This window comes from Micromonospora sp. WMMA1949, assembly GCF_027460145.1.
Classification (GTDB): domain Bacteria; phylum Actinomycetota; class Actinomycetes; order Mycobacteriales; family Micromonosporaceae; genus Micromonospora.
This window is the reverse complement of sequence record NZ_JAPZBG010000001.1, coordinates 5,250,280-5,267,967: the sequence shown is the minus strand read 5'-3', so window position 1 is coordinate 5,267,967 and position 17,688 is coordinate 5,250,280. Positions and strand designations below refer to the sequence as shown.

The window sequence follows — 17,688 nt, the reverse complement described above, 5'->3', positions numbered from 1 at the left end:
GGCGGGTCAGGCGGCGCAGCGGTCGCAGGTGCCGAAGATCTCCAGGGTGTGCCCGACGTCGGTGAACCCGTGCTGCGCGGCGACCTGGTCGGCCCACCGCTCCACGGCCGGGCCGGCCACCTCCACGGCCCGGCCGCAGCGGCGGCAGACCAGGTGGTGGTGATGGCGGCTCTGGCTGCAGCGGCGGTAGAGGTGCTCGCCACCGGGTAGCCGGGCCGAGTCGATCTCGCCGTTGTCGACGAGCATCTGCAGCGTCCGGTACACCGTGGTGAGGCCGACCTTCGCCTGCCGCTGGAGAAGCATCTGGTGCAGCTGCTGCGCGCTGTGGAAGCCGTCCAGCTCCCGCAGCAGCGCCAGCACCTCGGCGCGCTGACGGGTGTTGCGGGTCGCCCCGGTCGTCACCTGGCTCACCGTCGCCTCCCTCGTCCGGGCGCCCGCCCGGCACCCTCGTCCGGCCCGGCCGTGCCCGGCGCGCCACTGACACCCGGAACCATTATGCCTTCCGGGCGCACCGCCGATCCCCGGTCGGCCCGGTCCACCGGGCCGGGGTGTGACGTGACCGACCACCCCGGCCGGAACTTTCCGCCGTACCCCGCCGACAAACGGTACGAACACCGGATCATCGAGGGGACGACGTCATGCCCAGCACCACCAGCCGCCGGTTCCTGCGCCCGGCGGCCCTGATCGGCGCCGCCGTGCTCGCCGCGTCGGTCACCGCCTGCGGGTCCGCGGACACGCCGTCCGCCGCCCCGTCGGCGTCCGGCTCGGCGTCGGCCTCGGCCCCGGCGAGCGCGGCGGCGGGCGTGCTCACCGTCCGCGACCCGTGGGTGAAGGCCGCCGACAAGGGCATGACCGCGGCGTTCGCCACGCTCGCCAACGACGGCGACACCGACGTCACGATCACCGGGGTGACCACCGACGTGTCCCGGGCCGAGATCCACGAGATGGCCATGACCGACGGGAAGATGGCGATGCGGCAGAAGCAGGGCGGCGTCGTGGTGGCCGCCCGGTCGCAGGCCGCCCTGGAACCCGGCGGCGACCACCTCATGCTGATGGACCTGACCCGCCCGGTGCGCCCCGGCGACCAGCTCGACATCACGCTGACCTTCGCCGACGGCCGGACCCAGACGTTCACCGCGGTGGCGAAGCCGTTCACCGGCGCCCAGGAGAGCTACGCCCCCGGGCACGGCGCGAGCCCCGCGTCATGACCGGCGCCGGCGCACCCGCGCGCCGGGTCAGCCGGCGCGGCCTGCTCACCGGCGGCGCGATGGCCACCGGGGGCGCGCTGGCCGGCGCCGGCGCCCTCGCCGCCGCCCGGTCCGGCACCCCGGCGGTACGCCCCGGCGACGCCGTCCCGGTGGCCCAGGTGGGCGACGCGGTCGAGCCGTTCCACGGCACCCGGCAGTCCGGTGTCACCACCGACCCGCAGGCGCACGCGGCGTTCGTCGCGTTCACGCTGCGGCCCGGCACCGATCGGGCGGCGCTCGGGCGGATGCTGCGGCTGCTCTCCGACGACGCGGCCCGGCTCACCCAGGGCCGCCCGGCACTGGCCGACACTGAACCGGAACTGAGCCTGCTGCCGGCCCGGCTGACAGTCACGTTCGGCTTCGGTCCCGGGCTCTACGCCGCCGCCGGGCTCGACGACCGGCGGCCCGCCTCGGTCGCCGACCTGCCCGCGTTCGGCATCGACCGGCTGCAGCCCCGCTGGTCCGGCGGCGACCTGCTGCTGCAGATCTGCGCCGACGACCCGCTCACCGTCGCCCACGCCCAGCGGGTCCTGGTCAAGGACAGCCGTCCGTTCGCCGTCGTCCGCTGGGTGCAGCAGGGCTTCCGCCGGGCGGCCGGCGCCGAGCCGGGGCGTACCCAGCGCAACCTGTTCGGGCAACTCGACGGCACCGCCAACCCGAAGCCGGGCACGCCCGCGGACACCGCGGTGTGGGTGACCGACGGACCGGACTGGCTGCGGGACTCGACCACGCTCGTGGTGCGGCGGATCAGCATGAACCTGGAGACCTGGGACCTGCTGGGCCGCACCGACCGGGAACTCGCCGTCGGGCGGCGCCTCGACACCGGCGCGCCGCTGACCGGCCGGGCCGAACACGACGAGCCGGACTTCGCCGCGCTCGGCCCGGACGGGCTCACTGTCATCCCCGACTTCTCGCACCTGACCCGGGCCCGCGTCACCGACGACCGGCAGAAGATCCTGCGCCGGCCCTACAACTACGACGGCGTGCCGACCCCGGAGGGGAACGCGGACAGCGGGCTCGTCTTCGCCTCGTACCAGGCCGACATCGCCCGGCAGTTCCTGCCCGTCCAACGGCGGCTGGCCGAGCGCGACCTGCTCAACGAGTGGACCACCCCGATCGGCTCCGCCGTGTTCGCCGTACCGCCCGGCTGCCCCGAGGGCGGCTGGATCGGCCGGCAACTGCTCGGCTGACCACCACAGGAAGGCGCGTCATGCGTACCCGTTCCGTCACCGCGCTGCTCGCCGCGGTCCTCACCACGATGCTGCTGGTACCGGCCACGCCCGCGGCGGCACACAACTCGCTGCAGGAGGCCACCCCGGCGCGCGACGCCCGGCTCACCAGCGCGCCGACGCAGGTCACGCTGCGGTTCATGCAGGGACTGAACCCCTCCTTCACCACGATCACGGTCAGCGATGCCGGTCAGCGCAAGGTCCCCACCTCCGCACCGGCGGTGAACGGTGCCACCGGAACGGTGACGATCGACGAGCCGCTGGGCAACGGCACCTACACGGTCGCGTACCGGGTGGTGTCCCGCGACGGCCACCCGGTCCAGGGGTCGTACCGCTTCACCGTCGCCGATCCGGCCGCGCCCGGACCGTCGGCTCCCGTCTCGCCGGCTCCCGCGTCGACCGGCGCGGACAACGCGTCGGGCAGCCCGGCGAACACGGGGGAACCGGATGCCTCCGGTGCACGGTCCGGTGACGACGGCCCGCAGGTCGCGCTGCTGGCCGGCGGGGCGGTCGCCGGTCTGGTCGTGGTCGCCGGGGTCGTGCTGCTCGTCGCGCGCCGGGCGCGCGATCGTCGCCCGGATCGCTGACGACCGGGCGGGCCCGGCCGCCTCAGCGCAGGGGCGGCGGGCCCACGCTGCTGCGCGGGACCAGCGTCGGCGCGATCGTCTGCCGCAACGGCCCGACGCTCGACGACTCGATCTGGGCCAGGAGCAGGTCGAGACTCGCCGCGGCGACCGCGCCGAAGTCCGGCCGCACCGTGGTCAGCGGCGGGATGAAGTACGCCGCCTCGGGCACGTCGTCGAAGCCGACCACGCTGATGTCGTCGGGCACCCGGCGGCCGTGCTCGTACAGCGCCCGCAGCACGCCCAGCGCCAGATGGTCGTTGGCGGTGAAGACGGCAGTGACCTCGGGCATCCGGGCGAGCATCTGCCCGCATCGGTAGCCCGCCGCCGCCGACCAGTCGGCCGGGACCAGTGGCGGGATCTCGGCGCCGGCCTGCCGCAGCGCCTCGCGCCACCCCTCTATCCGGCCGGCGCTGTCGAACCAGTCCGACGGGCCGGACACGTGCCAGACGGTGCGGTGCCCGGCGGCGAGGAGGTGCTCGGTGGCTGCCTTGGCGCCGGCGACCTGGTCCACGGTGACCAGTGGGATGGGTCGCCGCGGATCGCCGTCGACGGTGACCAGGGGCACGTCCTGGGGCAGCCGTTCCAGCGCTTCCCCGGCGGACTCGACCGGTGCGATCACCACGATGCCGGCGACCCGGTGCGCCAGGTGCCGCTCCACCGCCGCCGAGATGGAGCGGTGGTCGAGGTCGCGGACGCTGCCGATGCTCACCGCGAAACCGGCCTCCGCGGCGGTCTGCTCCAGCGCGGCCAGCAGCGACGCCGGACCGTAGAGCGTGGTGTTCTGCGCGACCACGCCGATCACCTGCGACCGGCCGGTGACCAGCGCGCGGGCCGCGCGGTTGGGCCGGTAGCCGAGTTCGGTGATGGCGGCCTGCACCCGCAGCCGGGTCTGCTCACGCACGTTGGGATGCCCGTTGAGGACCCGGGAGACCGTCTGGTGCGAGACTCCGGCGAGGCGAGCCACATCCGTCATCGCAGGACCGCGCACGGCCACCTCACTTTCGCCACTGCCCGCGGCCATGCCCGGTCGATCTCGCCGGACCGGCCCGGGTGGCGACAGTCTACGCCAGCCGTCCCAGCGGTATCGGTACCGCCGATCGACCGTTCCCACCGTGGCGCGCCGATATCGCGGAATCGACAGGCGGCTCATTCCCTTCCGTTACGCAGTGGCACGAACAGGCAGCTCGGAGCGGGTGGAATTGGACCCGGGGTGCGGCATTTCCGGCGATTGCCGGGCCGCACCCCGGGCTATTGAAGATGTGTCAACGGTCGCGAATGGTGACCGTTGTCACGGCGTCGTCAGCGAGAACTGCCGCACCGTCACCGCGCCGCCGAGCGATTGGGTGGCGTAGTTGAAGAAGCCGAACCGGTATCCCATGAAGAACTGCCACGCGTTGTTCAGCGTCAGTGCGTTGCCCAGCGACACGAAGTTGACCCCGTCGGTGCTGTACGAGAAGCGCGCCTGTCGCCCCGAGCCGGGCCGGATGTCGGCGTTGGCCCGCAGCCAGATCCGCCCGCCGGACACCGCCGCACTGGCGATCTCCGTACCGGTGCTCGTGGTGTTCCAGTTGTTCGAGCCCATGGTCAGGCCGTTCGTCATCACCACCCGGGTGGTGCCGTTGTCCCGCCGTACGCCGATCCAGGCCGAGCTGTCCCGCAGCATCGCCAGGCCGGCCCGGTCACCGTCGCGCATGGTCGAGTAGTCCAGCTCGATGGTGCCGGTGGAGGTCGGACCCTGGATGCGGTGGGTGAGCGTGTTGCGGGCCCGGTACAGGTCGTTCGTGACGCTGGCGGTCTGCAGGCGCAGGCCGTTGTTCACCGACCACCTGCTGTTGTCCGGGTTGTGGTTCCACTCGTACTGCACGCCGAGCGTGGTGCCGGAGAACGTGTCGGTGCCGGTGAGCGGCTTGACCGGGCGGGTCGGCAGCGGGTTCGGGTAGCTCGCGCCCCAGGCCCCGTTGACGGTCTGCACCTGCGGCCAGCCGTCGGAGGTCCAGGTGATCGGCGCCAGCGTCGGCATCCGCCCGCCCGGGTAGGCGTCGGTGAAGGCCATGTAGTACCAGGCGCCGGTCTGCGTCTGCACGAGCCCGCCCTGGTGCGGCACGCCGCCACCGGAGATCGGGCCGGGCATGTTGAGCAGCACCTGCCGCTGCTCGTACGGGCCGAACGGGCCGTTCGTGGACTTCAGCACGTACTGGCCGTTGGCCGGCCGGGTCAGCCAGATGTAGTACGCGCCGTTGCGCTTGTAGAAGCGCGCGCCCTCCAGCGTGCCGATGCTCGACGGCGTCTGGTAGACCTGCTGGGCCCGCACCTGGCTGCGCCCGTCCGCGGACAGTTGAGCCACGCTGATCGTGCCGTTGCCGTACGCGACGTACATGGTGTCGTTGTCGTCGATCAGCATGCCGGCGTCGTAGTAGCAGTTGGGGATGGTGGCGAGCCGGCTCCACGCGCCGTCGACGGCGCCGGCGGTGTAGATGTGGGTCTGCGCGAAGTCGATGCACCCGGCCCAGTAGAACGTGCGGTTGCTCGGCCGGTAGTTCAGCGTCGACGCCCAGATGCCGTCCACGTACGCGTGCTCGTTGGCGCTGAGGTCGTACTTGGAGCCGAAGTCCAGCCGCGGCACGGAGTGCCCGGCGAACTCCCAGTTCACCAGGTCCCAGGAGCGCAGCACCGGCGCGCCGGGCGAGTAGTGCATGGTGGAGGCCGACATGTAGTAGACGTCGCCGACCCGGATGATGTCGACGTCGGCGAAGTCCTGCCAGACGGCCGGATTGGTGAAGTTACCGCCCGGGGTGCCCGGGTTGTCGCCGACGCGGACGAGCTGCCACTGCTGGTTCGCGCCGTTCCAGTCGTCGTACTGGACGATGTTGCCGCCGTCGGCGGTGGAGGCGTTCTGCACCTCCATCACCTTGTTCGAGTTGCGGTTGATCAGCCGGACGTACCCGCTGTCGGAGTCGGCCAGCCGGAACTGCTGGTTGGTGCCGCCGTGGTCCGTCCACTGCACCACCGCCGCGCCGTTGGCGGTGGACGCGCCGGTCACGTCGAGCACCTTGCCGGAGTGCCGGGACCGCAGCCGGTAGTAGCCGCCACCGGAGTCCACGAACTGCCACTGCTGCCAGGCGCCGTCGTTGCGCGTCCACTGGGTGATCCGCGCACCGTCGTTCGTCGCCTGGTTGTACAGGTCCAGCGCCTTGCCGCTGTTGCGGTTCACCAGCACGTAGTACGCGCTGGTGTCCACTGTGGCGGCGGACACCGGCGCGGGCACGGCGCCCACCACCACGCCACCGACCAGCAGCGCCACCACCCCGGCCAGCAGCCGGGACAGGCGCCCACGTCCACGGGACAGTCGAGCCGTCACCACGATCCTCCTTCGTCGACCGGAGCCCGGGCACGGCGGCACGGCCGACGACGTCGGCGTTATCGCTAACAGCGATGCCCACCCAGGCGGGAGTCGGATCCCTGGCAACTGCGGCGCAGATCGCGCCCGGAACGGCCCGCGAGCGGTGCCGGTGACCCTATCCATCGACTGTGAGCGATAACATGGCGTTCGTCAAGGCGTAACACGCCGCCCGCCGCGCGGGTCGGCGTGGCGGGCGGCGAACGGGTTCAGAAACCCCGGGCGAGCCGGTAGTACGCCTGGTTCCAGCGCAGCTCGTCGGCGAAGCGGTGCGGGCGCGTCTCGGCGTCGATGACCACCAGCTCGGTCCGGGCCATCGCGGCCAGGTCGCGCAGTTCCTCCACGCCGACGGCCTGGGACAGCACGGTGTGGTGCGGGGCACCCGCGGTGATCCACGCCTCCGCCGAGCCGGCCAGGTCGGGCTGCGGACGCCAGACCGCGCGCGCCACCGGCAGGCGGCGCAGCGGGTGCGGCGGCGGCACCACGTCCACCGTGTTGGCGACCAGCCGGAACCGCTCCCCCATGTCCGCCATGCCCAGCACGACGGCCGGGCCGGGCGCCGCGTCGAAGACCAGGCGGACCGGGTCCTCCCGCCCGCCGATACTCAGCGGGTGCACCTCTGCGCTCGGCACGTCGGCGGCGATGCTCGGGCACACCTCCAGCATGTGCGCGCCGAGGATCAGCTCCTGGCCGAACGTCAGGTCGTACGTGTAGTCCTCCATGAACGAGGTGCCGCCCGGCACGCCGACGGCCATCGCCTTGAGCGTGTGCACCAGCACCGAGGTCTTCCAGTCGCCCTCGCCGCCGAAGCCGTAGCCGTCGGCCATCAGGCGCTGCACCGCGATCCCGGGAAGCTGGCGCAGCCCGCCGAGGTCCTCGAAGTTCGTGGTGAACGCCCGGAACCCGCCGGCCTCCAGAAACGCGCGCAGGCCCAGCTCCTGACGTGCCGCGTACCGCAGCGAGTCGTGCCGGTCCCCGCCGGGCCGCAGCTCCGGCGCCACTCGGAAGGTGTCGTCGTACTCCTTGACCAGGTCGTCCACCTGCGCGTCCGCCACCTGGTCGACGGCCGCGACCAGGTCGTTGACGCCGTAGGTGTTCACCGAGACGCCGAAGCGCAGCTCCGCCTCGACCTTGTCCCCCTCGGTGACCGCTACGTCGCGCATGTTGTCGCCGAAGCGCGCCAGCCGCAGCGTCCGCAGCGCCGACCAGCCGACGGCGGCCCGGGCCCAGGCCGCGACCCGGCCGACGACCCGCGGGTCGGTGACGTGGCCGGCGACGGTCTTGCGGGCGACACCGAGCCGGGTCTGGACGAACCCGAACTCCCGGTCGCCGTGCGCGGCCTGGTTGAGGTTCATGAAGTCCATGTCGATCTCGTCCCACGGCAGCGCCACGTTCGCCTGCGTGTGCAGGTGCAGCAGCGGCGTCCGCAGCGCGTCCAGCCCGGAGATCCACATCTTCGCCGGGGAGAACGTGTGCATCCAGGCGATCACCCCGACCGCGCCCTGCACCGCGGCGTCCCGGCACACGGCCAGGATGTCCGCGCTGGAGGTGAGGACCGGCTTCCAGACCACGCGTACGGGGATGTCCGGCGACTCGTCCAGGCGCGCGGCGATCTGCCGGGACTGCTCGGCGACCTGCCGCAGGGTGTCCTCGCCGTAGAGGCCCTGGCTGCCGGTGAGGAACCAGACCTCGGGCTGGGGGTGAGTTGCCATGTTGTTGCCTTCCGCGCTAGGAACCGTCACTTGAACCGGATGCCGATGAGGCGCTGGAGGAGGATGAACGCGAAGAGCAGGCCGCCGATCACGATCTTGGTCCACCAGGAGTTGAGGCTGCCGTCGAACGTGATCAGGGTCTGGATCACGCCCAGCACCAGCACGCCGAGCACGGTGCCGAAGACGTACCCGGAACCGCCGGTGAGCACGGTGCCACCGATCACGACGGCGGCGATCACGTCCAGTTCCATCCCGACGGCGATCAGCGGCGCGCCGGAGAGCGTGTAGAACGACAGCAGAATCCCGCCGATCGCCGAGCAGAGCCCGCTGATCGTGTAGACGGCGATCCGGGTCCGCGCCACCGGCAGGCCCATCAGCAGCGCCGACTGCGCGTTGCCGCCGACCGCGTACACGTTGCGGCCGAACCTGGTGTACGCCAGCACGTACGCCGCGATCAGCACCACCGCGAACGCGATCAGCACGCTGATCGACACGAAGTTGCCGGCCGGGTCACCGATGCGCTGCTGCGACATCGAGGTCCAGAAACCGTCGGTGATGGAGATCGAGGAGTCGCTGATGAACGTGCACATGCCCCGGGCGAAGAACATCCCGGCGAGTGTCACGATGAACGGCTGGATCTCAAAGAAGTGGATCGCGCAGCCCATCAGGAAACCGAGCGTCGGGCCGATCAGCAGCGCGATCACCAGCACCAGGGCCGCGGGCAGGCCGTCGCGCAGCAACGACGCCGACACCATCGCGGTCATCGCCACCACCGAGCCGACGGACAGGTCGATGCCGCCGGTCAGGATCACGAACGTCATGCCCACCGCGACGACGAGCAGGAAGCCGTTGTCGATGAAGACGTTGAAGACGACCTGGACGTTGGAGAAGGCGCGGTACTGGGACACGCCGATGCCGTACATGACCAGCAGCAGGGCGAGCGTGGCCAGCACCGGCACGTGCCGCCGGGGCAGGCTGGGCCGCCAGGAGCGGCCGGTGGTCAACGACGTGCTGCTCATGCCGGTACCTGCTCCTTCTCCCGCTGCGGGGCCGCCGGGCCGGGTTCGGCACCGCGCCGTCGCCGGCGCAGCCGGGCCCGGAACGCCGGGGCCTGCACGAGGCAGACGGCGATGACGACGACCGCCTTGAACAGCAGCGACGTCTGCGGCGAGATGTTCATCGCGTACACCGTGGTGGTCAGGGTCTGGATGATCAGCGCGCCGAGGACGGTGCCGCCGAGGGAGAACCGGCCGCCGGCCAGCGAGGTGCCGCCGATCACGACCGCCAGGATCGCGTCGAGTTCGATCCACAGGCCGGCGGCGTTGCCGTCGGCGCTGGAGACGTTCGCGGTGACCATGAAACCGGCGAGCGCGGCGCAGACGGCGCTGATCACGTAGACCAGGAAGACGATGCGCCGCGACCGGATGCCGGCGAGCCGGCTGGCCTCGGCGTTGCCGCCGACCGACTCGACGATCAGGCCGAGCGCGGTCCGCCGGGTGAACGCGGCCACGAGCAGCGCGGCGGCGAGCGCGATCAGGATGGCCAGCGGCAGCGTCAGGAAGTGCCCGAGCCCGATCGCCCGGTACGGACCGGAGTTGATCGTGATGATCTGGCCCTCGGTGACCAGCTGGGCGATGCCCCGCCCGGCGACCATGAGGATGAGCGTGGCGATGATCGGCTGGATGCCGATGACCGCCACGAGTATCCCGTTCCAGGCGCCGAGCACGAGCGCGGCGCCGAACGCCAGGGCCAGCGCGGTGGCCACCGTGGCCGGGCTGTTCTGGTCGGCTGCCCCGCTGATGTGCAGGCAGGCGATCGCGCCGCTGATCGCGCAGAGCGAGCCGACCGACAGGTCGATGCCGCCGGTGGCGATGACCAGCGTCATCCCGAGCGCGACCAGGATCAGCGGCGCGCTCAGCCGGAGGATGTCGATGGGCGTGCCGTACAGGTGGCCGCTCTTGACCTCGACGGCGAGGAAGCCGGGACGGTAGACGGTGTTCGCGGCGATCATGACCACGAGCACGAGCGCCGGCCAGAACAGGCGGTGGCCGGTCAGCGGGCGGAGGCGGTCGGCGACGGCGGTCATCGGGTCACCTCCTCCCGGGGTGTTCCACTGGCGATGGTGCGCATGACGCGGTCGGCGTCGAGCGTGTCGTCGTTGTCGAGCTGGGCGACCATCTCGCGGTCGCGCATGACCGCGACCCGGTGGCTCAGGCGCAGCACCTCCTCCAGCTCGGCGGAGATGAACAGCACCGCCATGCCGCCGTCGGAGAGCTGCACCACCAGCTTCTGGATCTCGGCCTTGGCGCCGACGTCGATACCGCGGGTCGGCTCGTCGAGGATCAGCAGGCGGGGCTCGGTGATCAGCCAGCGGGCCAGCAGCACCTTCTGCTGGTTGCCGCCGGACAGGTTGCGCACCGGCAGTTCCGGGTTGGCCGGACGGATGCTCAGCGCCTCGACGTACCTGCGGACCAGCTCGTCCTGGCGGCGGCGCGGGATCGGCCGCAGCCAACCGCGCGCGGCCTGCATCGCCAGGATCATGTTCTCCCGGACCGTGAGTTCCGGGACGATGCCCTCGGCCCGGCGGTTCTCCGAGCAGAACCCGACGCCCTGGCCGATGGCCTGGATCGGGTTGCGCACCGGCGTCCGGCCGCCGTCGAGCCGGACCTGGCCGTGGTCGGCCCGGTCCGCGCCGAAGATCAGCCGCGCCACCTCGGTACGGCCGGAGCCGAGCAGGCCGGCCAGGCCGACCACCTCACCGGCGTGGATGCGCAGGCTGAACGGGGCGACCGCGCCGCGCCGGCCCAGTTCGGCGGCGTCCGCGAGCGGGGCCTTGTCCGCGGTGTCGACGGTGGCGCGCTTCTGCTGCTCGTCGAGCCGCTCCAGCACGTCCAGCTCCTGCCCGATCATCTTCTCGACCAGGCTGAACTGCGGCAGCTCCTCGGTGCGGTACTCCCCCACGAGCCGGCCGTTGCGCAGCACCGTGATCCGGTCGGCGATGCCGTAGACCTGGTCGAGGAAGTGGGTGACGAACAGGATCGCGATCCCCTCGTCGCGCAGCTGCCGCATGATCCGGAACAGCTGGGCGACCTCGCCGGCGTCCAGGCTGGACGTCGGTTCGTCCAGGATCAGCACCCGGGCCTGCACGTCGATCGCCCGGGCGATGGCGACCATCTGCTGCACCGCAAGCGAGTACGAGCCGAGCGGCGCGCTCACGTCGAGGTCCAGGTCGAGGCGGGCCAGCAGGCCACGGGCCCGGCGGCGCATCTCGCCCCAGCGCACCGCACCGAACCGGCGAGGCTCCCGGCCGATGAAGACGTTCTCCGCCACCGACAGGTTGGTGCAGAGGTTGACCTCCTGGTACACGGTGCTGACACCGGCCGCGGCGGCCTGCATCGGGCCGCTGAACGAGACCTGCTCGCCGCCGAGCGTGACGACGCCCGCGTCGGTCCCGTAGACGCCGGTCAGCACCTTGATCAGGGTGGACTTGCCGGCGCCGTTCTCGCCCATCAGGGCGTGGACCTCGCCCGGGAACAGCCGGAAGTCCACGTCGTGCAGCGCGCGGACCCCGGGGAAGGTCTTGCTGATACCGGTCATGGTCAGGACCGGACGGCTACCCGTCATCCCATCGGACCTCTTCTTTTGCGGTGGTGGTGCGGGGGCCGCCGTCGGTTGCGACGGCGACCCCCGGGTGACTCAGTACTTGCGGTTGGGCAGTGCCTCCTTGGCCTGCTCCTGGGTGAACGTGGTCTCCTCGGTCTCGATCCGGGCGGGCACCTCCTCGCCGGCCTTGACCTTCTTGACCAGCTCCATCAGCTGCGGGCCGAGCAGCGGGCTGCACTCGGCGATGAAGTTGAACTTGCCGTCCGCGAGGGCCTGCATGCCGTCCTTCACCGCGTCGACGGTGATGATGGTGATGTCCTTGCCGGGCGTCTTGCCCGCCGCGGTGATCGCCTCGAGCGCGCCCAGGCCCATGTCGTCGTTGTGCGCGAACAGCACGTCGATCTTCGGGTTGGCCTTGAGGAACTGCTCCATGACCTGCTTGCCACCGGCGCGGGTGAAGTCACCGGACTGCGAGGCGACGATCTTCAGGTTCGGGTTGGCGGCGATCGCCTCGGCGAAGCCCTTCTTCCGGTCGTTGGCCGGCGCCGAGCCGGTCGTGCCCTGCAGCTCCACGATGGTGACCGGGCCGGACGCCGCCTTCTTCTGCTCCACCAGCCACTCGCCGGCGAGGCGGCCCTCCTTGACGAAGTCCGAGCCGAGGAACGTCTTGTAGAGCGACTTGTCGGCCGAGTCGACCGCGCGGTCGGTCAGGATGACCGGGATCTTCGCGTCCTTGGCCTCCTTGAGCACGGTGTCCCAGCCCGACTCCACCACCGGCGAGAAGGCGATCACGTCGACCTTCTGCTGGATGAAGTTGCGGATCGCCTTGATCTGGTTTTCCTGCTTCTGCTGCGCGTCGTCGAACTTCAGCTCGATCCCGGCCTCGGCGGCCGCTTCCTTGATCGAGGTGGTGTTCGCGGTGCGCCAGCCGCTCTCGGCGCCCACCTGGGAGAAACCCAGGACTATCTTGTCGTTGCCGCCACCGGCGTCACCGCCGGTGTCGCTGTTGCCGCAGGCCGCCATGCTGCCGGCGAGCAGCACGCCGGCGAGCGCGGCGATGGCCCTGCGGGCCGTGCTCCTGGTACTCATCGGTTCTCCTCCGGGGTTGGAAGTTCCGGACGCGCGGCGGGGAGCCGGTGCGGCCGGGTGTGGTGGTGGGGTGGATGCGCGGCGCCCGGTCCGGGGTCAGGGCGCCGGCGGACGTTGGCCGTAGACGTTCTGGTAGCGGTCGTAGAGCGAGTCGATGTCGGCCGGCGCGATCGGCACCGGCTGGCCGAGCGCCCGGGCCAGGTGTGCGGTCCGGGCGACGTCCTCGCACATCACCGCGGCCTTGACCGCCGCCCGCGCGTCGCGGCCGATGGTGAAGACGCCGTGGTTGCGCATGAGCACCGCGGGCGAGCGGTGCCCGGCCAGCGTGCTGACGATGCCCTTGCCGATGTCGTCGCCGCCGATCAGCGCGAACGGCCCGATCGGGATCTCCCCGCCGAACTCGTCGGCCTGCGCGGTCAGCCAGCACGGGATCGCCTCACCGCGGGCCGCCCAGGCGGTGGCGTATCCACTGTGGGTGTGCACGACGCCGCCGACCTCGGGCATCGCGCGGTACACGTAGGCGTGCGCGGCGGTGTCGCTGGAGGGGGCGCCGTCGCCGTCGACCACCGCGCCGTTGAGGTCGCAGACCACCATGGCCTCGGCGGTCAGGTCGTCGTAGTCGACACCACTCGGCTTGATGACCATCAGGTCCTGACCGGGTACGCGGGCCGACACGTTGCCGGCGGTCCAGGCCACCAGGTCGTAGCGCGTCAGTTCGCGGTGCAGGCGGGCCACGGTTTCGCGCAGCGCGGTCACCTGGCTGTTCATCCGACCACCTCCAGGGTCGCGGCGGTGCGGTCCGCGGCGGCGTCGGCTGCCGCGTTGCGGATCGCCCGCAGGCGGAGCATGACGTCGTTCGCGCCGCGACCGAAGTGGTCGTGCAGGGCGCGGTACTCGGCGTAGAGGGCGTCGTAGGCCCGCACGTTCTCCGGGACGGGCCGGTAGACGGCCTCGTCGATGCGTCCCATCGCGGCGGACGCCTCGTGGATCGTCGGGTACGTCCCGGCGGCCACCGCCGCGTGGATGGCCGAGCCGAGCGCCGGGCCCTGGGCGGAGCCGATGATGCTCAGCGGCCGGTTCGTCACGTCGGCGTAGATCTGCATGAGCAGCCGGTTGGAGGTGAGCCCACCGGCCACCACCAGGTCGTCGACCGGCACCCCGGCCTGCGCGAACGCCTCGACGATCATCCGGGTGCCGTACGCGGTGGACTCCAGCAGCGCCCGGTAGACGTCCGGCGGCCGGGTGGCGAGCGTCAGCCCGACGATCATCCCGCTCAGGTCGTGGTTGACCAGCAGGGACCGGTTGCCGTTCCACCAGTCCAGCGCCACCAGGCCGTGCGCGCCGACCGGCTGGGCGGCGGCGGCCTCGGTGAGCCGCTCGTGCGAGTCGAACCCGGCCGGGGCGGCGTGCCGCACGAACCAGCCGAAGATGTCCCCCACGCCGCTCTGCCCGGCCTCGAAGCCCCAGGCGCCGGGGCTGATGCCGCCGTCGACCACGCCGCACATGCCCGGCACCTCGGCCGGGTGGGTGCCGTTGAGCACGTGGCAGGTGGAGGTGCCCATGATGGCGACCAGCCGGCCCGGCCGCAGCGCCTGGGCCGCGGCGGCGGTGACGTGCGCGTCGACGTTGCCGACCGCGACCGCGATGCCCTCGGGCAGACCGGTCCAGGCGGCGGCGCGGGCGCTGAGGGTGCCGGCCCGCGCGCCCAGCGGCAGCAGCGGACCGTCCAGCTTGGTCACGAAGTCGGCGAAGCCGGGGGCGAGCGCGGCCAGGTAGTCCGGCGACGGGTACCGGCCGTCCTGCCGGATGCCCTTGTAGCCGGCGGTGCAGACGTTGCGCGTCTCGGCGCCGCACAGCTGCCAGACGATCCAGTCGGCGGCCTCGACGAAACGCTCGGCGCGCCGGTAGACCTCCGGATCCTCCTCCAGGATCTGCAGGCCCTTGGCGAACTGCCACTCCGCGGAGATCTTGCCGCCGTAGCGGCCGAGCCACGACTCGCCGCGTTCGGCCGCCAGCGCGTTGATCCGGTCGGCGTGCGGCTGCGCGGCGTGGTGCTTCCAGAGCTTCACCCAGGCGTGCGGCCGGTCGCGCAGGTCCGGGATCTCGCACAGCGGCGTGCCGTCGGCGAGGGTCGGGAGCACGGTGCAGGCGGTGAAGTCGGTGCCGATGCCCACCACCCGGGACGGGTCCACGCCGGCCTCGGCGAGCGCGGCCGGCACCGCGTGGCGCAGCACGTCGCGGTAGTCGTCCGGGTCCTGGAGGGCCCAGTCCGGGGGCAGAGCCGGGCCGCCGTCGGGAAGCGCGGTCTCGATGACCCCGCGCCGGTATTCGTGCACCGCCGTACCGAGTTCGGCGCCGTCACGGACCCGGACCACGAGCGCCCGCCCGGACAGTGTGCCGAAATCGACCCCGATCACGTACCGATCCGACGCGTCCACTTCGCTCATTTGCACCTCCGCCGTGTCACGGGGTTAGTGTTAGCGCTCACATATACATCCGTCAAGACACCTCCGGGCAACAGCTGCGTAACGAGCGGCGGCACCCGGAACCGGCGTCCGCCGCCCCGCGCGGACCGGCCCTGCCGCCGGCCGGGAGATCCACGCCGACGGCGCGGCCGGACTGCGGGCCGGCGACCTGTTAACGACAACAATCGATGGAACTTCCGGAAATTCTCTCGGCGCTCCCGCCGCCCCGGGCCCAGGCGTCCAGACACCGCCGCCGAGCCGCTCAGAGGGCCGCTCAGCGGCTCTTTTTCTCCCCGCGACGCCCGCGGCGACCGGCGGCCGCGGGCCGCCCGGGGGTCGTCAGCCTATTTACAGTGTTTGATGTCAGCGATAACATTTCGCCATCCCCACACTGTGGCGCCGCTGTCCGGGAAACCCCGGCGCCGCAGCCGGGCGGCGACGGACGGCGACCCCGTCGACCGCCGGAACCCCCACCACCCACGAGCGCCCGCCGGCACCGACCGGCCGCTGGAACTGCCGTGCCGCGTCCGTCCCCGTGGACCACGGGCGACGCCGTGCGACCGGCGGGCCGCTCCCTTCCGGGCACCGGCACGGACGGCGCCCGGCCACCGAGGAGGACCCGTGCGCAAATGGACCCGACGGACGCTGGCCGTCCTGGGCGTCGCGGCGGTGGCGCTCGCCGCCACCGTCACCGACCAGGCCATGGCCCCACGCCCGGCCCGGGCGCTGGACAACGGCGTCGCCCGCACCCCGCCGATGGGGTGGAACACCTGGAACACCTTCGGCTGCAACATCAACGAGACCCTCATCCGCCAGACCGCCGACGCGATCGTCGCCAACGGCCTGCGCGACCTCGGCTACAAGTACGTCGTCGTGGACGACTGCTGGTTCAACCCGAACCGGGACGCGCAGGGCAACCTCCAGGCGCACCCCCAGCGGTTCCCCAGCGGGATGAAGGCGCTCGGTGACTACCTGCACGCCCGGGGCCTGCTGTTCGGCATCTACCAGGTGCCACTGGACAAGACCTGCGCCCAGGTCGGCGGCACGTTCCCCGGCGCCACCGGCAGCCTCAACCACGAGTACCAGGACGCGCGGCAGTTCGCCGCCTGGGGCGTGGACTACCTCAAGTACGACTGGTGCTCCGGCACCGGGACGATAAACGACCAGGTGGCGCGGTTCGGCATCATGCGCGACGCGCTGGCGTCCACCGGCCGGCCGATCGTCTACAGCATCAACCCCAACAGCTACCACGCCAAGACCGGGCCGCTGCGCAACTGGAGCGACGTGGCGAACCTCTGGCGGACCACCGAGGACATCACCAACGCGTGGAACACCGGCCAGACCAACGGGTATCCGATGGGCATCCAGAACATCGTCGACGTCACGGTGCCGCTGGCCGGATACGCCGCGCCCGGCGGGTTCAACGACCCGGACATGCTCGAGGTCGGCAACGGCGGCATGAACGACACCGAGATGCGCAGCCACTTCGCGCTCTGGTCCATGCTGGCCGCGCCGCTGATGATGGGCAACGACGTACGCTCGGCGAGCGCGGCCACCCTGGCCATCCTGCGCAACGCCAACCTGGTCGCCATCAACCAGGACACGCTCGGCCGCCAGGCGGTCCAGGTCTCCTTCGACGGCACCCGGCGGGTGCTGGCCAAGCCGCTGGCCAACGGCGACGTGGCGGTGGCGCTGTTCAACCAGGGCGGCTCGACCACCACCGTCTCCACCACGGCGGCCGCGATCGGCAAGAGCGGCAGCTCGTTCACGTTGCGCGACGCGTGGACCGACGCCACCTTCACCAGCACCGGCACGATCTCCGCCAGCGTGCCCGCGCACGGCACGGTGGTCTACCGGGTCAGCGGAGGCGGCACCACCACCCCGCCGCCGGTCCCCACCACGTTCCGGCTGCGCAGCGAGTCGTCCGGCCGATGCCTCGACGTCGACAACGCCGGCACCGCCAACGGCACCGGAACGCTGATCTGGGACTGCCACGGCAACGCCAACCAGCAGTTCACCGCCAACGGGCAGGCGTTGCAGGTGCTCGGCAAGTGCCTGGACGTGCCGACCAGCGCGACGGCCGGGACCCGGGTACAGATCTGGGACTGCAACGGCGGCACCAACCAGCAGTGGACCATCAACGGCAACGGCACGGTGAGCAACGTGCGCTTCCCGTCGCTGTGCCTGGACGTCGACAACGCGGGTACCGCCAACGGCACCCGGGTGATCGTCTGGACCTGCCACGGCAACACCAACCAGCGGTGGAGCCGGGCGTGAGCGGCTGCGGCCGGTGAACGGCGGTCGGCCGGACGAAGGGGCG

Annotated in this window: 14 protein-coding genes; 4 read left to right on the top strand and 10 right to left on the bottom strand. The window is 71.8% G+C overall.

The features are described 5' to 3' along the window. Positions 1–6 precede the first annotated feature (6 nt). Positions 7–411, bottom strand: a complete 405-nt coding sequence (locus O7607_RS24550; RefSeq protein ID WP_269705558.1) for a Fur family transcriptional regulator — start codon at positions 409–411, stop codon at positions 7–9. Between the two features lie 227 nt (positions 412–638). On the opposite strand from O7607_RS24550, the gene O7607_RS24545 reads away from it, so the two are divergent. Genes O7607_RS24545 through O7607_RS24535 form a run of 3 tightly spaced genes read left to right on the top strand, consistent with a single transcriptional unit; the run spans position 639 to position 3,063 of the window. Further along, entirely contained in the window at positions 639–1,208 is a 570-nt protein-coding gene (locus O7607_RS24545; RefSeq protein WP_269705556.1) for a copper chaperone PCu(A)C, read from the top strand. After that, positions 1,205–2,437, top strand: coding sequence for a Dyp-type peroxidase (locus tag O7607_RS24540; RefSeq protein WP_269705555.1), 1,233 nt, complete (start codon positions 1,205–1,207; stop codon positions 2,435–2,437). Before O7607_RS24545 ends, O7607_RS24540 begins: the two co-directional genes overlap by 4 nt. A 20-nt stretch (positions 2,438–2,457) precedes the next feature. Next, positions 2,458–3,063, top strand: coding sequence for a copper resistance CopC family protein (locus O7607_RS24535; protein WP_269705554.1), 606 nt, complete (start codon positions 2,458–2,460; stop codon positions 3,061–3,063). A gap of 22 nt (positions 3,064–3,085) precedes the next feature. On the opposite strand, the gene O7607_RS24530 is transcribed toward O7607_RS24535, so the two are convergent. The 9 genes from O7607_RS24530 to araB form a co-directional block, all read right to left on the bottom strand. Next, a complete protein-coding gene (locus tag O7607_RS24530) occupies positions 3,086–4,075 on the bottom strand; it encodes a LacI family DNA-binding transcriptional regulator (protein WP_269705553.1) in 990 nt (329 codons plus the stop codon). A 315-nt stretch (positions 4,076–4,390) separates the two neighbouring features. Then, entirely contained in the window at positions 4,391–6,460 is a 2,070-nt protein-coding gene (locus O7607_RS24525; RefSeq protein WP_269705552.1) for an RICIN domain-containing protein, read from the bottom strand. A 248-nt stretch (positions 6,461–6,708) separates the two neighbouring features. After that, entirely contained in the window at positions 6,709–8,211 is a 1,503-nt protein-coding gene (araA, locus tag O7607_RS24520; RefSeq protein ID WP_269705551.1) for an L-arabinose isomerase, read from the bottom strand. Between the two features lie 26 nt (positions 8,212–8,237). Then, complete coding sequence (yjfF, locus tag O7607_RS24515; RefSeq protein WP_091417258.1) at positions 8,238–9,230, bottom strand: galactofuranose ABC transporter, permease protein YjfF; 993 nt, start codon at positions 9,228–9,230, stop codon at positions 8,238–8,240. Continuing rightward, a complete protein-coding gene (locus tag O7607_RS24510) occupies positions 9,227–10,297 on the bottom strand; it encodes an ABC transporter permease (protein WP_269705550.1) in 1,071 nt (356 codons plus the stop codon). Before O7607_RS24510 ends, yjfF begins: the two co-directional genes overlap by 4 nt. Continuing rightward, entirely contained in the window at positions 10,294–11,835 is a 1,542-nt protein-coding gene (locus tag O7607_RS24505) for a sugar ABC transporter ATP-binding protein (protein ID WP_269705549.1), read from the bottom strand. The genes O7607_RS24510 and O7607_RS24505 overlap by 4 nt, the downstream gene beginning before the upstream one ends. A gap of 72 nt (positions 11,836–11,907) precedes the next feature. Then, positions 11,908–12,903, bottom strand: a complete 996-nt coding sequence (locus O7607_RS24500; protein ID WP_269705548.1) for an ABC transporter substrate-binding protein — start codon at positions 12,901–12,903, stop codon at positions 11,908–11,910. A 96-nt stretch (positions 12,904–12,999) separates the two neighbouring features. Then, positions 13,000–13,671, bottom strand: a complete 672-nt coding sequence (locus tag O7607_RS24495) for an L-ribulose-5-phosphate 4-epimerase (protein ID WP_269705547.1) — start codon at positions 13,669–13,671, stop codon at positions 13,000–13,002. Beyond that, complete coding sequence (gene araB / locus O7607_RS24490; protein ID WP_269705546.1) at positions 13,668–15,350, bottom strand: ribulokinase; 1,683 nt, start codon at positions 15,348–15,350, stop codon at positions 13,668–13,670. Before araB ends, O7607_RS24495 begins: the two co-directional genes overlap by 4 nt. A 639-nt stretch (positions 15,351–15,989) precedes the next feature. Between araB and O7607_RS24485 the strand changes: the two genes are divergently transcribed. After that, positions 15,990–17,645 (top strand): glycoside hydrolase family 27 protein, encoded by a 1,656-nt coding sequence (locus O7607_RS24485; RefSeq protein WP_269705545.1) that lies wholly within the window; start codon positions 15,990–15,992, stop codon positions 17,643–17,645. The last annotated feature ends 43 nt before the right edge of the window (positions 17,646–17,688 follow it).

Bases quoted from the DNA above. Each gene is read 5' to 3' on its own strand.
- O7607_RS24540 (WP_269705555.1), top strand. From the start codon at position 1,205: ATGACCGGCGCCGGCGCACCCGCGCGCCGGGTCAGCCGGCGCGGCCTG.
- O7607_RS24505 (WP_269705549.1), bottom strand. From the start codon at position 11,835: ATGACGGGTAGCCGTCCGGTCCTGACCATGACCGGTATCAGCAAGACC.
- yjfF (WP_091417258.1), bottom strand. From the start codon at position 9,230: ATGAGCAGCACGTCGTTGACCACCGGCCGCTCCTGGCGGCCCAGCCTG.
- O7607_RS24535 (WP_269705554.1), top strand. From the start codon at position 2,458: ATGCGTACCCGTTCCGTCACCGCGCTGCTCGCCGCGGTCCTCACCACG.
- O7607_RS24510 (WP_269705550.1), bottom strand. From the start codon at position 10,297: ATGACCGCCGTCGCCGACCGCCTCCGCCCGCTGACCGGCCACCGCCTG.
- O7607_RS24530 (WP_269705553.1), bottom strand. From the start codon at position 4,075: ATGACGGATGTGGCTCGCCTCGCCGGAGTCTCGCACCAGACGGTCTCC.
- O7607_RS24545 (WP_269705556.1), top strand. From the start codon at position 639: ATGCCCAGCACCACCAGCCGCCGGTTCCTGCGCCCGGCGGCCCTGATC.
- araA (WP_269705551.1), bottom strand. From the start codon at position 8,211: ATGGCAACTCACCCCCAGCCCGAGGTCTGGTTCCTCACCGGCAGCCAG.
- O7607_RS24495 (WP_269705547.1), bottom strand. From the start codon at position 13,671: ATGAACAGCCAGGTGACCGCGCTGCGCGAAACCGTGGCCCGCCTGCAC.
- araB (WP_269705546.1), bottom strand. From the start codon at position 15,350: ATGAGCGAAGTGGACGCGTCGGATCGGTACGTGATCGGGGTCGATTTC.
- O7607_RS24500 (WP_269705548.1), bottom strand. From the start codon at position 12,903: ATGAGTACCAGGAGCACGGCCCGCAGGGCCATCGCCGCGCTCGCCGGC.